Annotated in this window: 10 protein-coding genes; 7 read left to right on the top strand and 3 right to left on the bottom strand. The window is 47.0% G+C overall.

Going from position 1 to position 14,166, the window contains the following annotated elements:
- The first annotated feature begins 153 nt into the window (after positions 1 to 153).
- From LCF57_RS18550 to LCF57_RS18525, 6 genes are all read left to right on the top strand, one after another.
- Complete coding sequence (locus LCF57_RS18550) at positions 154 to 1,548, top strand: TldD/PmbA family protein (protein WP_226002021.1); 1,395 nt, start codon at positions 154 to 156, stop codon at positions 1,546 to 1,548.
- Positions 1,549 to 1,551: 3 nt separating this feature from the next.
- Positions 1,552 to 2,895: a TldD/PmbA family protein gene (locus LCF57_RS18545; RefSeq protein ID WP_226002020.1), complete on the top strand. Its 1,344-nt coding sequence runs from the start codon at positions 1,552 to 1,554 to the stop codon at positions 2,893 to 2,895.
- Between the two features lie 215 nt (positions 2,896 to 3,110).
- Positions 3,111 to 4,502 carry a threonine synthase gene (gene thrC / locus LCF57_RS18540; protein WP_226002019.1) on the top strand — a complete coding sequence of 464 codons (1,392 nt, stop codon included), beginning with the start codon at positions 3,111 to 3,113 and terminating at the stop codon, positions 4,500 to 4,502.
- Positions 4,503 to 4,978: 476 nt separating this feature from the next.
- On the top strand, positions 4,979 to 6,355 hold the full coding sequence (gdhA, locus tag LCF57_RS18535) for an NADP-specific glutamate dehydrogenase (RefSeq protein WP_226002018.1): 1,377 nt from the start codon (positions 4,979 to 4,981) through the stop codon (positions 6,353 to 6,355).
- Between the two features lie 287 nt (positions 6,356 to 6,642).
- On the top strand, positions 6,643 to 7,035 hold the full coding sequence (locus tag LCF57_RS18530; RefSeq protein ID WP_226002017.1) for a MarR family winged helix-turn-helix transcriptional regulator: 393 nt from the start codon (positions 6,643 to 6,645) through the stop codon (positions 7,033 to 7,035).
- A gap of 53 nt (positions 7,036 to 7,088) precedes the next feature.
- Positions 7,089 to 7,742 (top strand): nitroreductase family protein, encoded by a 654-nt coding sequence (locus LCF57_RS18525; protein ID WP_226002016.1) that lies wholly within the window; start codon positions 7,089 to 7,091, stop codon positions 7,740 to 7,742.
- An 85-nt stretch (positions 7,743 to 7,827) separates the two neighbouring features.
- Here LCF57_RS18525 and LCF57_RS18520 read toward each other — a convergent pair whose 3' ends face one another.
- From LCF57_RS18520 to LCF57_RS18510, 3 genes are all read right to left on the bottom strand, one after another.
- Positions 7,828 to 8,982, bottom strand: a complete 1,155-nt coding sequence (locus LCF57_RS18520) for a VanZ family protein (protein WP_226002015.1) — start codon at positions 8,980 to 8,982, stop codon at positions 7,828 to 7,830.
- 7 nt (positions 8,983 to 8,989) lie between these two features.
- On the bottom strand, positions 8,990 to 10,333 hold the full coding sequence (locus LCF57_RS18515; protein ID WP_226002014.1) for an amino acid permease: 1,344 nt from the start codon (positions 10,331 to 10,333) through the stop codon (positions 8,990 to 8,992).
- Between the two features lie 299 nt (positions 10,334 to 10,632).
- Positions 10,633 to 11,940, bottom strand: a complete 1,308-nt coding sequence (locus tag LCF57_RS18510; RefSeq protein ID WP_226002013.1) for a VWA domain-containing protein — start codon at positions 11,938 to 11,940, stop codon at positions 10,633 to 10,635.
- A 180-nt stretch (positions 11,941 to 12,120) separates the two neighbouring features.
- Between LCF57_RS18510 and LCF57_RS18505 the strand changes: the two genes are divergently transcribed.
- Positions 12,121 to 14,115 (top strand): ABC transporter substrate-binding protein, encoded by a 1,995-nt coding sequence (locus LCF57_RS18505; RefSeq protein WP_226002012.1) that lies wholly within the window; start codon positions 12,121 to 12,123, stop codon positions 14,113 to 14,115.
- The last annotated feature ends 51 nt before the right edge of the window (positions 14,116 to 14,166 follow it).

The following is a 14,166-nucleotide window of genomic DNA, read 5'->3' as shown; positions in this document are numbered from 1 at the left end:
TTCACTCCCTTCCAAATCACTCGCCACCCAAATAGTTACACCCACTCCCAACATCATGTATAGTAAAGTTATGGGAAATCAACATGAACCCGCATATTATCTTGATCGCTTAAACGTACAATACGAAACATGGCAAAAACGAGGAGGAACGTGATGATACATCCAACACAGATTCAGGATATGCTGCAAGCCGCGCTGGAGACGGGCGGGGATTTTGCAGAGGTGTTCGTCGAGGACCGTACCAATGGACAACTGGGCATGACCGGGGGAGTCGTGGATACGGCGCTGTCAGGCCGGGATTTTGGGATTGGTATTCGAATCATGAAGGAGCACTTTTCGGTGTATGCCTACACCAGTGATATGAGCGACCAGAGCCTGATCCGACTGGCCAAATCGGCCGCCAAGGCCATTCGCGGAGGTGGAGCGCCAGGTACACACACCATTACACTCCATCCCCATGCTATCCCTAACCAACATCCGATTGCGATCATTCCTGACGCTTCACAGAAACGCGCCAAGATCGACATGATGAGACGAGCGCATGAGGCAGCAAGCCAATATGATCCTTCCATCACGCAGACTTCCATTGGGATTAGTAACTCAATCCAAAACGTGATGATCGCCAATAGCAACGGGCTGCTGGTGGAGGATACCCGTACGTATACACGCATGAGAATAAGCGCGATTGCGACTGATGGAGAGCATAGACAATCCGGGTTCCGTGGGCCGGGAGCGTATGCAGGGACTGAATTCCTAGAGAATCTGAATATCGAAGAAAATGCCAGACACGCCGCTCGTATTGCCACCACGATGGTCAAAGCGGGATATGCGCCTAGCGGCAGACTGCCTGTCGTGATTGAGAATGGCTTCGGCGGCGTTCTTTTTCACGAAGCATGTGGACACGGGTTGGAATCTACGGCGGTGGCTCATGGAACCTCAGTGTTTACCAATAAGATCGGGCAGCAGGTGGCTTCACCGCTTGTCACGGCTATAGATGATGGAACGATTCAGAACGCGTGGGGCTCGCTCAATATCGATGATGAAGGGGCGCCGACACAGCGCAACGTACTGATCGAGAACGGTATTCTAAAAGGATATCTGATCGACCGCATGGGCTCGCGCCAGATGGGTGTATCTGCGACAGGGTCGGGACGAAGACAATCCTATAAATTCGCGCCTGCATCCCGTATGAACAATACGTTTATTGCGAACGGGGATTCTACGCGTGAAGAGATCATTGCCAATACGGAGTACGGGATCTATGCCAAATCGCTAGGTGGCGGTTCGGTGAACACCTCGACCAGCGAGTTTAATTTTGCGGTTGAAGAGGCGTACATGATTCGCAACGGCAAAATTGCCGAGCCGGTCAAAGGCGCAACGCTAATAGGCAAAGGGATTGAAACCCTACAAAATATTGATATGGTCGGCAACAATCTGGATCATGGTCAGGGGATGTGCGGCTCAGTCAGCGGAAGTCTTCCGGTCAACTGCGGACAGCCGACAATTCGCGTGTCCGAGATGACTGTCGGCGGACGGAAGGGGGAATAGGCGATGAATATTCAGCAATTTCAGGAAGCGTTGTTCACAAAAGGTCGGGAAATTGGCTACGCGGATATGGAAATCTACTATGTAAATGGACGTTCTACCTCGGTAAAGGTACTGAAGGGAGAAATTGACCAATATACCATCGTGGAGAACGGTGGACTTTCCTTCCGAGGTGTCATTAACGGGAAAATGGGCTATGCCTCTACAGAGAAGCTGGAACCCGACGTGATCGACTTTTTATTGGAAGAGGCACGCAGCAACGCGGACATATTGGAAAGCGAGGAGCAGGATGAGCTGTTCGCAGGCTCTGAGAGTTACCCTGAGCAGCCTGCCTATGCCGCAGCGTTGGCTGACACGGCTCCTGAGATTCTGATCGAGGCGGCGCTAGAAATGGAACGTACAGCGCTTGCCGCAGATTCAAGGATTGTGATGGCTCGGCATTGCTCGGTCAGCATTCGTGAAAATGAAGTCCTGATTGTGAATACCAAAGGGCTGCACTGCCATCGTCGCAAAAGTCTGGCGACCGCTTATGTGTATGTGATTGCAGTAGACCATGACGAGACCGTTACCGGGGGCTGGCATGATTATTCCCTGCGAAGTGTGGAAGAAATCGATATTGCGGATGTGGCGCATAAGGCGGTAAAAGAGGCTGTTTCCAAGCTGGGTGCGCACACGATCCAATCGGATAACTATCCGGTCATTTTCCGTCATGATGCAGCAGCGCAATTGCTAGCTGCGTATACGTCGGTATTTTCAGCGGAGTCGGTGGATAAAGGCTTTTCGCGATTGGCTGGGAAACTGGGGCAAAAGGTGGCAAGTGAGCATATTACGCTGATTGATGATCCGCTGATGGAGAACGTTCCCGCAGGCAGTACGTTTGATGCCGAAGGCAGCGCAACGCATCGTAATGAGATCATCAAGGACGGAGAACTACGGACGTATTTCCATAACCGCAAGACAGCCCGCAAGGCTGGGGTGGAAAGTACCTCTAATGCTTCCAAGGGCAGCTATAACGGTAAAATTGGTGTGTCGTATCATAATCTGTATGTGGAACCAGGCACGTCTACGTTGGAGGACATGATTCGCAAGACGGATCGCGGGTTGATGATCGTCGAGTTGCAAGGGCTGCATGCGGGTACGAATACGGCGTCCGGTAACTTTTCGCTGGCTTGTCTGGGATACTGGATTGAGCAGGGGCAAGTGGTCAGAGCAGTCAATCAGATCACCGTATCGGGCAACTTCTTTGATGTGTTGCAGCAGGTAGAGGAAGTTGGCAACGATTTGCGTTTTACAGGAAGCTGCACATCGCCTTCGCTTAAGCTGGCTGCACTCTCGATTTCAGGTTCCTAATGACTGGAGCGGCCTTCTTTTTTCAGACTCACGGGCTGTTCCTGACGTTTTAATTGCTTAGCGATGACAGATGCCTGATGCATCGAGGTATGGTAAAGTAGGAGAAAGTCTTTGAAATATGAAAAAAAGGCTTGGTTACAGCACCGCGACAGGGTATTATAGACAATAATATATTCGAAAAAAGGTTCGAATTGAATTTTTATTGGGGGATGTATATGAGATATATAAGCACTAGAGGTCGAGTAGAAGCCAAGGGATTTATTGATACCGTGCTCATGGGGTTAGCTGACGATGGAGGTCTGATGGTACCTGAGCAGATTCCGACCGTGTCGGTAGCTACGCTGGAGCAATGGGCTACATTGAGCTACAGAGAACTGCTGCTGGAAGTTTTTGCGCTGTATATCAATGATGAGATTCCTCGCGAAGATTTGGAGCAACTGGTGGAGCGCAGTTACGCGAGCTTCCGTCACCCGGAAGTTACGCCAGTGAAGAAAATCAATGATTCCCTGTCTATTTTGGAGCTGTTCCACGGGCCTACGTTCGCGTTCAAGGATGTGGCGCTGCAATTTATGGGTGAATTTTATTCCTATGTATCCAAAAAGCAGAATGAGATCATTCACATTTTGGGTGCAACCTCGGGCGATACCGGGGCGGCAGCTATTCAGGGCGTGCGCGGCAAGGAAGGCATTAAAATTTGTATTTTGCATCCGCATCAAAAAGTGAGTAAGGTACAAGAGCTGCAAATGACGACCGTTGATGATAAAAATGTACTGAATCTTTCCGTAAAAGGGAACTTTGACGATTGTCAAAAAGTCATTAAGGACCTGTTTGCAGATTTGGACTTCAAAGCCAAACATCATCTGCGGGCGATTAACTCGATTAACTTTGTGCGTATTTTGGCGCAGACGGTATATTACTTCTATGCTTATTTCCGGGCGCAGGAGTCTGCGGGTGCGAAAAAGATCAATGTCAGCGTGCCATCCGGCAACTTTGGCAATATCTTTTCCGGCTTTCTTGCGAAGAAAATGGGTCTGCCGATCCATAAGCTGATCATTGCAACCAATGAAAATAATATTTTGGAGCGCTTTGTGAAAACAGGTGAATACAAGCCAGGCGACTTCAAAAGCACGTATAGTCCTTCCATGGACATTCAGGTGGCGAGCAACTTCGAAAGATACCTGTACTACTTCCTCGGAGAGGATGCGACGAAGGTATCTGAATACATGAATAGTCTCAAAACCGAGGGACGGATTGTGATCAGTGCAGAGGATTTGAAACGGGTCCAGCAGGATTTTGAAGCGCTCGGTGCTTCAAATGAGCAGTGTCTGGAACTGATCAAAAAGTATAAAGCCGAATACGATTATTTGCTGGACCCGCATACGGCTTGCGGTATTGCCGCGTATGAGGCGTATAATGGCGCGGACGAAGTATGTGTGACCTTTGCGACAGCGCATCCGGCCAAATTCGATGAAGCGATCCGTCTGGTGGACATCAAGCAGGAGTTCCCGGCACAAATTGAACAATTGTTCTCCAAGCCGCAGCACCAACAGGTGGTAGAGCACGACGAGGCAGAAATTGTGCGTGAGCTTGAAGCCTTTTATGTGTAACAGAATATTTCGGTAATGGTGAGTGAGTTACACCTTTACAGGACGAGAAAAGAGGCTACGCCCTGAGCGCCAGCCTCTTTTTGTTATTTCCATATTTTCCAGATATGGTGTGTGTAAATAAGATTAGTGGAAATGATAAATGGCATGGCTTCTTAGCTTTTATTTGAGATTTAGTTTCAATTTGTTCACATAATTATCCCATGTTGAGTGAGATGTGAAGCTCTTGGAAATCGTGAAAAAAGCCCGTAAATCAAGGGATTACGCTGTAGGAATATAACAGGCAATGACAGGTTCATAGAGTTATTTAATGAAGGAGACAAAAATTTTTTATAAGCAAATCAGATGTATTTATATAAAAAATCATGTATAGTTAACTAAATTTTATGAATACATAAAGATCCACTCTCGCGGGTGCAGGATCAAGTCGTTCCATCATCTAACAGAGGGGCTAATATATAAAGGGGTGTATTTAAAAAGTGACCATTATCCGTTCAGAGCAGAGTCAAGAGGCAGCAGCCAAATATGTGCAGTCCGTTTTTGAGAAGGTAATTGCGCGTAATCCTCATGAAAATGAATTCCATCAGGCCGTCAAGGAAATACTGGATTCGCTGGTTCCGGTGCTGGCTAAGCATCCCAAGTATATGCAACAGGGGCTTTTGGAACGGCTGGTGGAGCCGGAGCGTGTCATTACCTTCCGTATACCTTGGGTGGATGATGCAGGGAATGTACAGGTCAATCGAGGCTTCCGCGTGCAGTTTAACAGTGCAATTGGTCCTTATAAAGGTGGAATTCGCTTCCATCCATCCGTGTATCTGGGGATCGTCAAATTTTTGGGATTCGAGCAAATTTTCAAAAATGCTTTGACGGGCCTTCCTATTGGCGGTGGCAAAGGCGGTTCCGATTTTGATCCCAAAGGGAAATCAGATAACGAAGTGATGCGTTTTACACAAAGCTTCATGACCGAGTTGCATAAATATATCGGCCCGGATGCCGACGTTCCGGCAGGGGATATTGGAGTAGGCGGGCGTGAGATCGGTTACATGTTCGGACAGTACAAGCGGATACGTGGCGGACATGAAGGTGGCGTCCTGACAGGTAAGGGAATTCACTACGGCGGCAGCCTAACGCGTACAGAAGCGACGGGCTATGGCTGTGTGTATTTTGTAAATGAAATGCTGCATGCCCAAGACACATCCTTTGAGGGAAAACGTGTTGTCGTGTCGGGTTCGGGGAATGTATCTATTTATGCGATTGAAAAAGCACAGCAGCTCGGTGCTACAGTCGTGGCATGTAGTGACTCGAATGGCTATATCTATGATCCCGAGGGCATTGATTTGAAGCTGGTAAAGCAGCTTAAAGAAGTGAATCGTCTGCGGATTAGCGAGTATACTCAAGAGCGTCCAGGCGCAATCTATACAGAAGGCTGTTCGGGAATCTGGTCGATCCCATGCGATATCGCATTGCCATGCGCTACACAGAACGAAATTGACGAGCATGCAGCACAACTGCTGGTGAGCAATGGCGTAAAAGCTGTGGGCGAAGGTGCCAATATGCCATCCACGCTACAAGCGATTGAAGTATTTTTGGACAATGGAGTGCTATTTGGACCAGCCAAAGCTGCCAATGCAGGTGGAGTTGCGGTCTCGGCGCTCGAAATGTCACAGAACAGCATGCGCCTATCATGGACCTTTGAGGAAGTAGATGCCAAGCTGCATGATATTATGAAAAATATCTATGCTAACAGTGTGAAGGCAGCTGAGGAATACGGTGTGCCTGGCAATCTGGTTGTAGGTGCGAATATCGCTGGATTTGTTCGTGTGGCTGACGCGATGCTGTCCCATGGGATTGTCTAACTCAACGGCAGCCTAGGACACTAGCGTAGAAATAAGTGAGTACACGTATATTGAATAAGTAAGCTAATAAAAATAAAGCTGAGTGTCCCTTGCTGGGGTGCTCAGCTTTTATTTGAAATAGTTACTTTATTTTTCTCAGGGACTTGATTTATTTTTAAAGAGGATGTATATTACTTGATAGATCAATGGTTGATGGATCAACGGTTGTATCACAAAGCCTAGCGATATTTTAGGGAGGAGGGATTGCTATCACCCAAACGTCATCTGAGGCTGAGTCTATTTTTGACATGCTGTTGCTGCTGAATAAAGAGATTAGCTGCAAGTTTGAGCGTTGTGCAGGAATCAGCGCATCCAGATTACAGCTGTTATGCAAGTTGTATCAGGTGGAGGAGATTAGTCAAACCCTGCTGCAAAAAGAGATTGGTATCGACGGGGCAGCCGTAACCCGCCATTTGAAGCAGCTTGAGGCGAATGCAATGGTCACACGGCGCACCAAGCTCGAGGACAACAGAGTTACCTTGGTAAGCCTGACCGATTATGGGCGTGAGCGCATTATTACCTTCAGACAGGAGCGCTCGCAGTTTGTGGATCGGCTGCTCCAGAGCTTCGACGAGGCTGAGCGGCATCAGCTAGCTGATATGCTGCGAATCATGAATGGTCACATATCCGAGATGGACTGACTGAAATTCCATAATAACGATTATATCCCGCAGGGGAACAAGGAGAGATTTGAATGAATAATACGAGCACATCCAACACTGTAAAAACGAATGATTTTAAAGAGATTGCACTCGGACGTCGTTCTATTAAAGAATACGACCCGTCCGTGAAGATCAGCCGCGAGGAAATGACTGAGATTTTAACGGAAGCTACACGCGCTCCATCTTCCATTAACCTGCAGCCTTGGCGCTTCCTCGTGATTGACAGCCCGGAGGGCAAAGCAACCCTGGCACCACTGGCAAGTTTTAACCAACGTCAAGTGGAGACCTCTTCGGCAGTGATCGCGGTGTTCGGAGATCTGAACAACTTTGATTATTTTGAGCAAATTTTTGGAGAAGCTGTAGAATTGGGCTATATGCCAAAAGACATTAAAGAAATGCAACAGGAAAAAGTAGCAGCTCACTTTGCAGCGCTTGATCCCGTTGTGAACAGAGAAACGGTCCTGATTGACGGTGGTTTGGTATCCATGCAGCTTATGCTGGTAGCTCGCGCTCACGGCTACGACACCAACGCTATCGGTGGATATGACAAGGATAAAATTGCTGAAGCCTTTGGCCTGGAAAAAGATCGTTATGTTCCTGTGATGCTCATTTCCATGGGTAAAGGTGTCAACGAAGGTCATCCATCTACACGCTTGCCCATTGATCAAATTGCACAGTGGAAATAAGAGCTGCGAGCTATCGTTTATTATATAAAATAAAAACAGGCGGACAAAGGAACTTCCTTTGCTTCGCCTGTTTTTTTATGCTGACTTAGACGTCCGTATGAGCTTCCGATGTATCTACAGCATTAACGGTGTCACCTTGAGGACGGTGATAGTGCTTGGGCCAACTAATCTGATGCGAAGTATGACTAAGCTCTTCATAGAATAAGGGGCCTTTCTTGAACAGGCGTATGACGAGATGGAAAAAGAACCACCCGTTCATCACCAACAATAAAAGGCTGATCAGAACACTTGCCCATGGAGAGACCTGAGGCCACAGCACAGGACCAGCCAGCACATAGTTAAGCCCGAAATATAACCAGTACAATAGGCTGTAGCGCTTTATGATCTCCCACAGCGAAATTCGTTTTCCGGTTCCTGTAAGATGAATACGCACCAGCCATTTCCCTGGAGTTCGCCCATTCGTCAGATAAGGAGCGACCATAAAGTACACTCCGCTGGACACCCAAAAAGCAGCTGACACATGCAAGGACTTCATTATGCCGAGTAGCCCGATCCAAACGATAGAATCCAAGAAAAAGGCTACGCCCCGTCTCGTATAGGATACCCGCTTGGTGGTAATGTCCAAATGCTTGTCCAGATGCTCCAGGCGGGGAAGGAAACGTGAAAACCATTCACCCAATAGAAAGCCCAACATACCGCCCAATGTATTAGCCATCAGATCGTCTACATCGAACACGCGATACGCATGGTCAAAAAATCCATACAGTCCTGACAACTGCGTTATCTCAAAGAAGAGGGACAGGGCAAAGGACAGAATCAGGCACCATCCCCATCGCGCACGGAAATAATAACGTAAGAACATGCCGAAAGGTACGGTCATGAGGACGTTAAAAGCCACTTGCAGGAAAGCCCGTTCCTTCAGTAAATGAAGATAACTGGAGGGATGAGCGGGTGAGATCGAGGTTTCTCTTATAATGTCGTGAATGAATTGCAAGGGTATTAACTGCAACGCTCCCCCGGCTAATGCTGGGTTATGACGCGATGACGGAAGCGGTAAAATGACCAAAAAGAAGGCGTTCATCAAGTATAAAAGCATCAGGTAAAGCAGCCATGCTCTAGCCTTGTGAATATAGCCATGTCTACGATATTGCACGATGAGAAAGGGCAGTGTAAACAATAACGCAGCAAAAGGGAACGCCAGAAATGCATATGAAACAGGAAACAGATACGATTGAATCATGAGCTACTTACGCCTGCTTTCTCCGGAACTTCACCAAAGACCAAATGATTAGGAATGCCATGAAAGCCACGCATACGCTAATGCTGATCCGATTTTGCGGGTCAAGCAGGAACAGGAGTGCAATCACCCACAGACATCCGACCGTTATCGCCGTGATATAAGGAAATCCCCATATTTTGAAGCTGGGCTCTATCGGATATGATTTGCGCAGCTTTAACTGGGACAGGCAAATACAGCTCCAGACGAGCAGCACAACAAAGCCAGGCACGGCCATCAAAATGCGGAACAGTCCATCCTGAGCAATATAAGCAACCATGGAGCCCACAATCAGAATCACAGCACACAATTTGAGGCTATTCACCGGCACTCCATTCGATGATACCCGCGCGAGTGATTTAGGCCCTTCCCCATTGATTGCCAGTGAATGCAGCATGCGTGTAGCACCGTAAATTCCCGAATTGGCGGCAGACAGTACGGCAGTGATCAGGATAAAGTTCATGACATGGGCCGAGCCTTGAAGCCCTACCGAAGACAGTACCTGTACAAACGGACTGGTATTCGCATCCAGCTGATTCCAGGGAATCAAGCCACAAATAATGAGGATCGGCAAGGTGTAAAACAAGACAACTCGCAAAATAAAGCTTTTAACTACCTTAGGCAGCACTTTTTCCGGATTTTCGGTCTCCGTTAACGTCAGACCAATGAGCTCGGACCCTCCATAGGAAAAGGTAACTACCAGCAGTGCCGAAAAAATAGCCAGCCAGCCATTGGGTAAAAATCCCCCATGCTGTGCGTAATTGCTCAGATAAGGTGGAGTTTCCGTGGGGATAATGCCGAACAATATACAGCCACCCAAGGCGATAAAGATGATAATCATGGCAATCTTAATCCCTGCAAGCCAAAATTCCAGCTCCCCGAAACCTCCGACACTCAGCATGTTGACGATGATAATGAAGGCCGCACTTGCTAAGCTGAGTACCCATAAGGGAACATCCTGAAACCAGTATTGCAGAAAGCTTCCCGCTGCGATGACCTCAATGACACAGACAGCCAGCCACATAAAGCAATACAGCCAGCCGATGATAAAGGAAAGGCGCTCTCCAAAAGCTTTACGAATAAAATCCTTCATATTCATGTTAGGGTAGACGGTGGCCATCTCGGCAATTGCGCCCATAACGACCAGAAGCAAAAGCCCCGCAAAGACATAGGATAAAATAACTCCAGGTCCTGCCAAGCTAATCGTTTCGGTACTTCCTTTAAAAATACCGGTTCCGATGACTCCGCCCATAGCCATAAAGGTAATATGCCTAGGGCGCAGCTTTTTGTGCAAAGTTGCTTCATTTGATTTCAATCTGAAATCCTCCTTTATAAAGTGTATAGCTTCAGCATAGCCCAAACAGGGTTACTTCAATTAGACTTATACTACATGAAAATATCCAATTAGGAAATGAAAGAAATAGGATCTGATAGGGAGATTGAAATGGATAGAGGACAAACTGAAGAAAGACAGAGGCGGAATGATTTCGCTGAGGATTGCTTTATCAGCGGTCATTGTGCCTCTTATTGCTCTACTTGATGATATTTAAGTGATTATGCAGGGGGGCATGGAGATGTGTTAATCTGACGCGGTATTCGCATTGCGGCGAGGAATTAGCTCCGTAATATTCCCTTAGCTCGTACCTGTTTGAGCCATCCTGGGAACTCGTTCAGCAGACGGTCGTACAATTCTGCGTCTGTCACGGAGTCGATGTCATCCAAGGCAAAAAAATCTGCATTATCCACTACGCGACCGCGCAGATCATCCAACTTTTGAAGGACTCCGTAATCGGCATTACCAAGACCAACAAATTGCCAGAAAATCGGAGTTCCCGAGCACTTGATCAGTAACTTTGATATTTTTTTCGTTTCATACACGCCACCGTCACTGAAAAAGATAATGTAGGTTGGGATTGTTTCATTCGGTACTTCTTTTGTATATTTTAAAATGATATCCGTCATCACTTCAGGCTCATTGTTACCAAATCCTATATTTCCATATCCAATTTCGGGAAGATTTCGTTTGACGTAATTCTCGTAATCCCGTTCTGTGACGCTTGGAGCGCGTTTGGCTTTGTTCGCAAAAAACCATACGTCCATTTCACCGTCATCATCCATGCAGGCCGCTACAGCCAGAACACGTTCGAAGGCTTTTTGCACGGTTCCCTTAGAGTACAGTTTCGACATGGAGCCAGAAGCGTCAAATACAACCGCTACTCGTGCTTTTTCACGGTCTATTTGCTTCTTTTTGAGTGAAATTTGTACATTCTGTTTAAGCAGATTAATTTTTCCGCTACCGGGAAAGGAAGCCTCCTCCTCCGCTTTGGAATTCACTGTATTCGGTCTAGTATCAGATATATTGGACTGTACAGTATACGGCGGTGCTGCTGACGGCTCCCCTTCCTCCACGGTAACCCCATGAGCCTCGGCAAGCGGCTTCAGTCCTCCGTTGAAACCACGCCCAACTGCGCGAAGCTTGAAACCAGACGTATGGCGATACACCTCTGCCAGTACAAGCGATGTCTCACTAGTAGCCTCGGTGATACTGTAGGTGATATGGGATTGCTTGCCTTGAGCAGTAAGAGAGCAGCCGACCACATCGGCAAAAGTACCTGGACCGTCCAATGTGGCGGCAAACACACACTTATCCACTCCAGTTCGTTCCAGTTCTTTGAGTGCTATAGTAAACTCAGTGGTTTTGTCGTTCGGACGCTGTAACCGTACATGTCCATGCGGGTCAGCAGGTTGATTGTAAAAAATGAAATAATCATCTGAGGAAACCTTTCCGTCTGCTCCTACCATAAAACAGCTAACATCCAGTTCAGCTGGTGCATGCCTCCATGTAATGGTGACCCGCACTGTATCCTCTTTACCGAAAGGTGCATTAGCTCCTGTACTCAATACCATGTTGGAACCGCTCATGCTGTCAAACCTCCTATGTATTTTAAATATTGTATTTATACAAATTGTACCATGGAAATGGTATATTCGCCTTGTTTCACGCAGGAATATTTGTCTCATGGTAGACACAGTAAAAGATGATATATAATGAGGTTGGTTTGGAAAAAAAGTATGATATTTATGAAGCGGAGGCTTTGATACGTGAAGCAGGATCGGCAAAAGCAGACAGATTCTCACACCGGGATGAGCAAGGGACATGAAGCTGATGGGCTGAACAAGCTTCTGTCCGTATGGCTCCATTCGTCGATCCGTGTCATGGATGTCCGGCACATTCGACTGGAATCGGTAGAGCTGTTTCGACCGTATCGTCTTCCAGCGCATGCTTTTGTTTTTGTACTGCAGGGTAGCGTGCGCTTGGCTGGTGATTGGAAGGATACATCACATTCAGGATATGTAGTGCATGGCAGCAAAGGCTATGAACTGAATATGAAGCCCTCGCAATCCGGGATAGAATATATCCTTATATTATATAAAGCGACTTCACTATCGGGACATACGATGTATGATCATCCTTCGATAGCTCATGGTTTCATACCTCCCTATCCGGTTATACTATATCAAAAGCTGCAACTACTGGAGCACGCATGGCAGGATCAAGAGGCACTATCCAAGATTCAGGCTCAGGGTCGGTTCTATGATTTTGCATATGAATGTATGCGGCAATTGCAGGAACCGAAGGCTCGAAGTTCTACGCGGGATGTCGTGACACAGGCGATTCGATTTATGCAGGTTCATTATGCGGAGTCCATAACGCTGGAACGTTTGGCCGGATTATTGGAATGCAGTCCTAGACACCTGACCCGATTATTTAAAAAACAAACGAATTGTAGCCCGATTATGTACTTGATCCAGCTGCGGATGGACAAGGCGAAGGAGCTTTTACGGAAGACGGATGCCACTTTACAGGATATTGCTGTGAGTGTGGGGTACCCGGATGTCTATTTCTTTAGTCGGGCATTCAAAAAATATATCGGTGTATCTCCGGTTCATTATCGGGACAGCTTATATTCATCTGCTTTTGTGAGAAATACACGTCTGGATAATCCATTAAGCATGTCCGAATGTTCCATTGATTCGATAAGTGGCGCCCTGCATACTGTTACTGAGGATAATAATCATTATCAAAACTATGATGAAGGGATTTTACGAATGAATAGAAACGCAAGGCATTCCATGGCATTTATTTTATTGCTTAGTTTTACCCTACTGCTCAGCGCCTGCTCAGGTACATCCAGTCCTGCGGCAACGGAAGGTACTAGCCAAGGGACCAACAATACAGCAGCGGAGCAGACAGCACAAGAAAGGGTGCTGAAAGATGCACTTGGGCATGAGGTGAAGGTTCCGGCTCAGCCTCAACGTGTGATTGCTTCGTATCTGGAGGATCATCTGGTTGCACTGGGTGTTAAACCCGTAGCTCAATGGTCGGTAGGTAAAAACTCGGTCCAAGGATACCTGCAAAAAGAATTGAAGGATGTTCCTGCCATCGCTTCAGATCTTCCGTTTGAGGCGGTTTTGAGCTTCAAGCCTGACTTGATCATTATGGACAGTGCGAGCATGGTGGAAGGCGACAAATATAATCAATACTCCAAAATTGCTCCGACCTATGTTGTAGGCAGTAATATGAATAATGATTGGCGTCAAGAGCTGCTGACCATGGGTGAGGTGCTGAATAAGAGCAGTGAAGCGAAGCAGGTATTGAGCAACTACGACAAAAAAGCAGCAGAAGCAAAAGCCAAGCTGAGTCAGACGGTGGGACAAAAAACGGCTGCGGCATTGTGGGTAACGGATAAAAACGTATATGTGGTGAACCAGAATCTATCCAGCGGTGATGTATTGTATAAGGACTTGGGATTCAAGATTCCACAGGTCGTACAGGAGATTTCCAAAACGGCCAAGGCGAACTGGAGCAACTTATCCCTGGAAAAACTGGCTGAGCTGGACGCGGATTATATCTTTATCGTGAACAGCAAAAATGTGAGCAAAAATGATATTATTAAAGATCCAGTCTGGGCAGGAATTCCGGCTGTTAAAGAAGGCCACGTATACGATTTTGGCAAGGATTCCAGCTGGTTGTACACAGGTACAATCGCAAACAGCCAAATGATTGATGATGTTCTGAAAAATGTAAATCAATAAATTGGAGTGTAATCAAAAAAAGCGCTTCTCATCTTGACGGTCGCATGCCGC

This window comes from Paenibacillus sp. BJ-4 (assembly GCF_020404765.1).
In the GTDB taxonomy this organism is placed as follows: Bacteria; Bacillota; Bacilli; order Paenibacillales; family Paenibacillaceae; genus Paenibacillus.
Note: the sequence above shows the minus strand (reverse complement) of the source record. Positions and strands in the feature narration are given on the sequence as shown.

Excerpts from the sequence above, each read along its gene's own strand:
- LCF57_RS18550 (WP_226002021.1), top strand. The coding sequence starts at position 154 with ATGATACATCCAACACAGATTCAGGATATGCTGCAAGCCGCGCTGGAG.
- LCF57_RS18545 (WP_226002020.1), top strand. The coding sequence starts at position 1,552 with ATGAATATTCAGCAATTTCAGGAAGCGTTGTTCACAAAAGGTCGGGAA.
- thrC (WP_226002019.1), top strand. The coding sequence starts at position 3,111 with ATGAGATATATAAGCACTAGAGGTCGAGTAGAAGCCAAGGGATTTATT.
- LCF57_RS18530 (WP_226002017.1), top strand. The coding sequence starts at position 6,643 with ATGCTGTTGCTGCTGAATAAAGAGATTAGCTGCAAGTTTGAGCGTTGT.
- LCF57_RS18525 (WP_226002016.1), top strand. The coding sequence starts at position 7,089 with ATGAATAATACGAGCACATCCAACACTGTAAAAACGAATGATTTTAAA.
- LCF57_RS18520 (WP_226002015.1), bottom strand. The coding sequence starts at position 8,982 with ATGATTCAATCGTATCTGTTTCCTGTTTCATATGCATTTCTGGCGTTC.
- LCF57_RS18510 (WP_226002013.1), bottom strand. The coding sequence starts at position 11,940 with ATGAGCGGTTCCAACATGGTATTGAGTACAGGAGCTAATGCACCTTTC.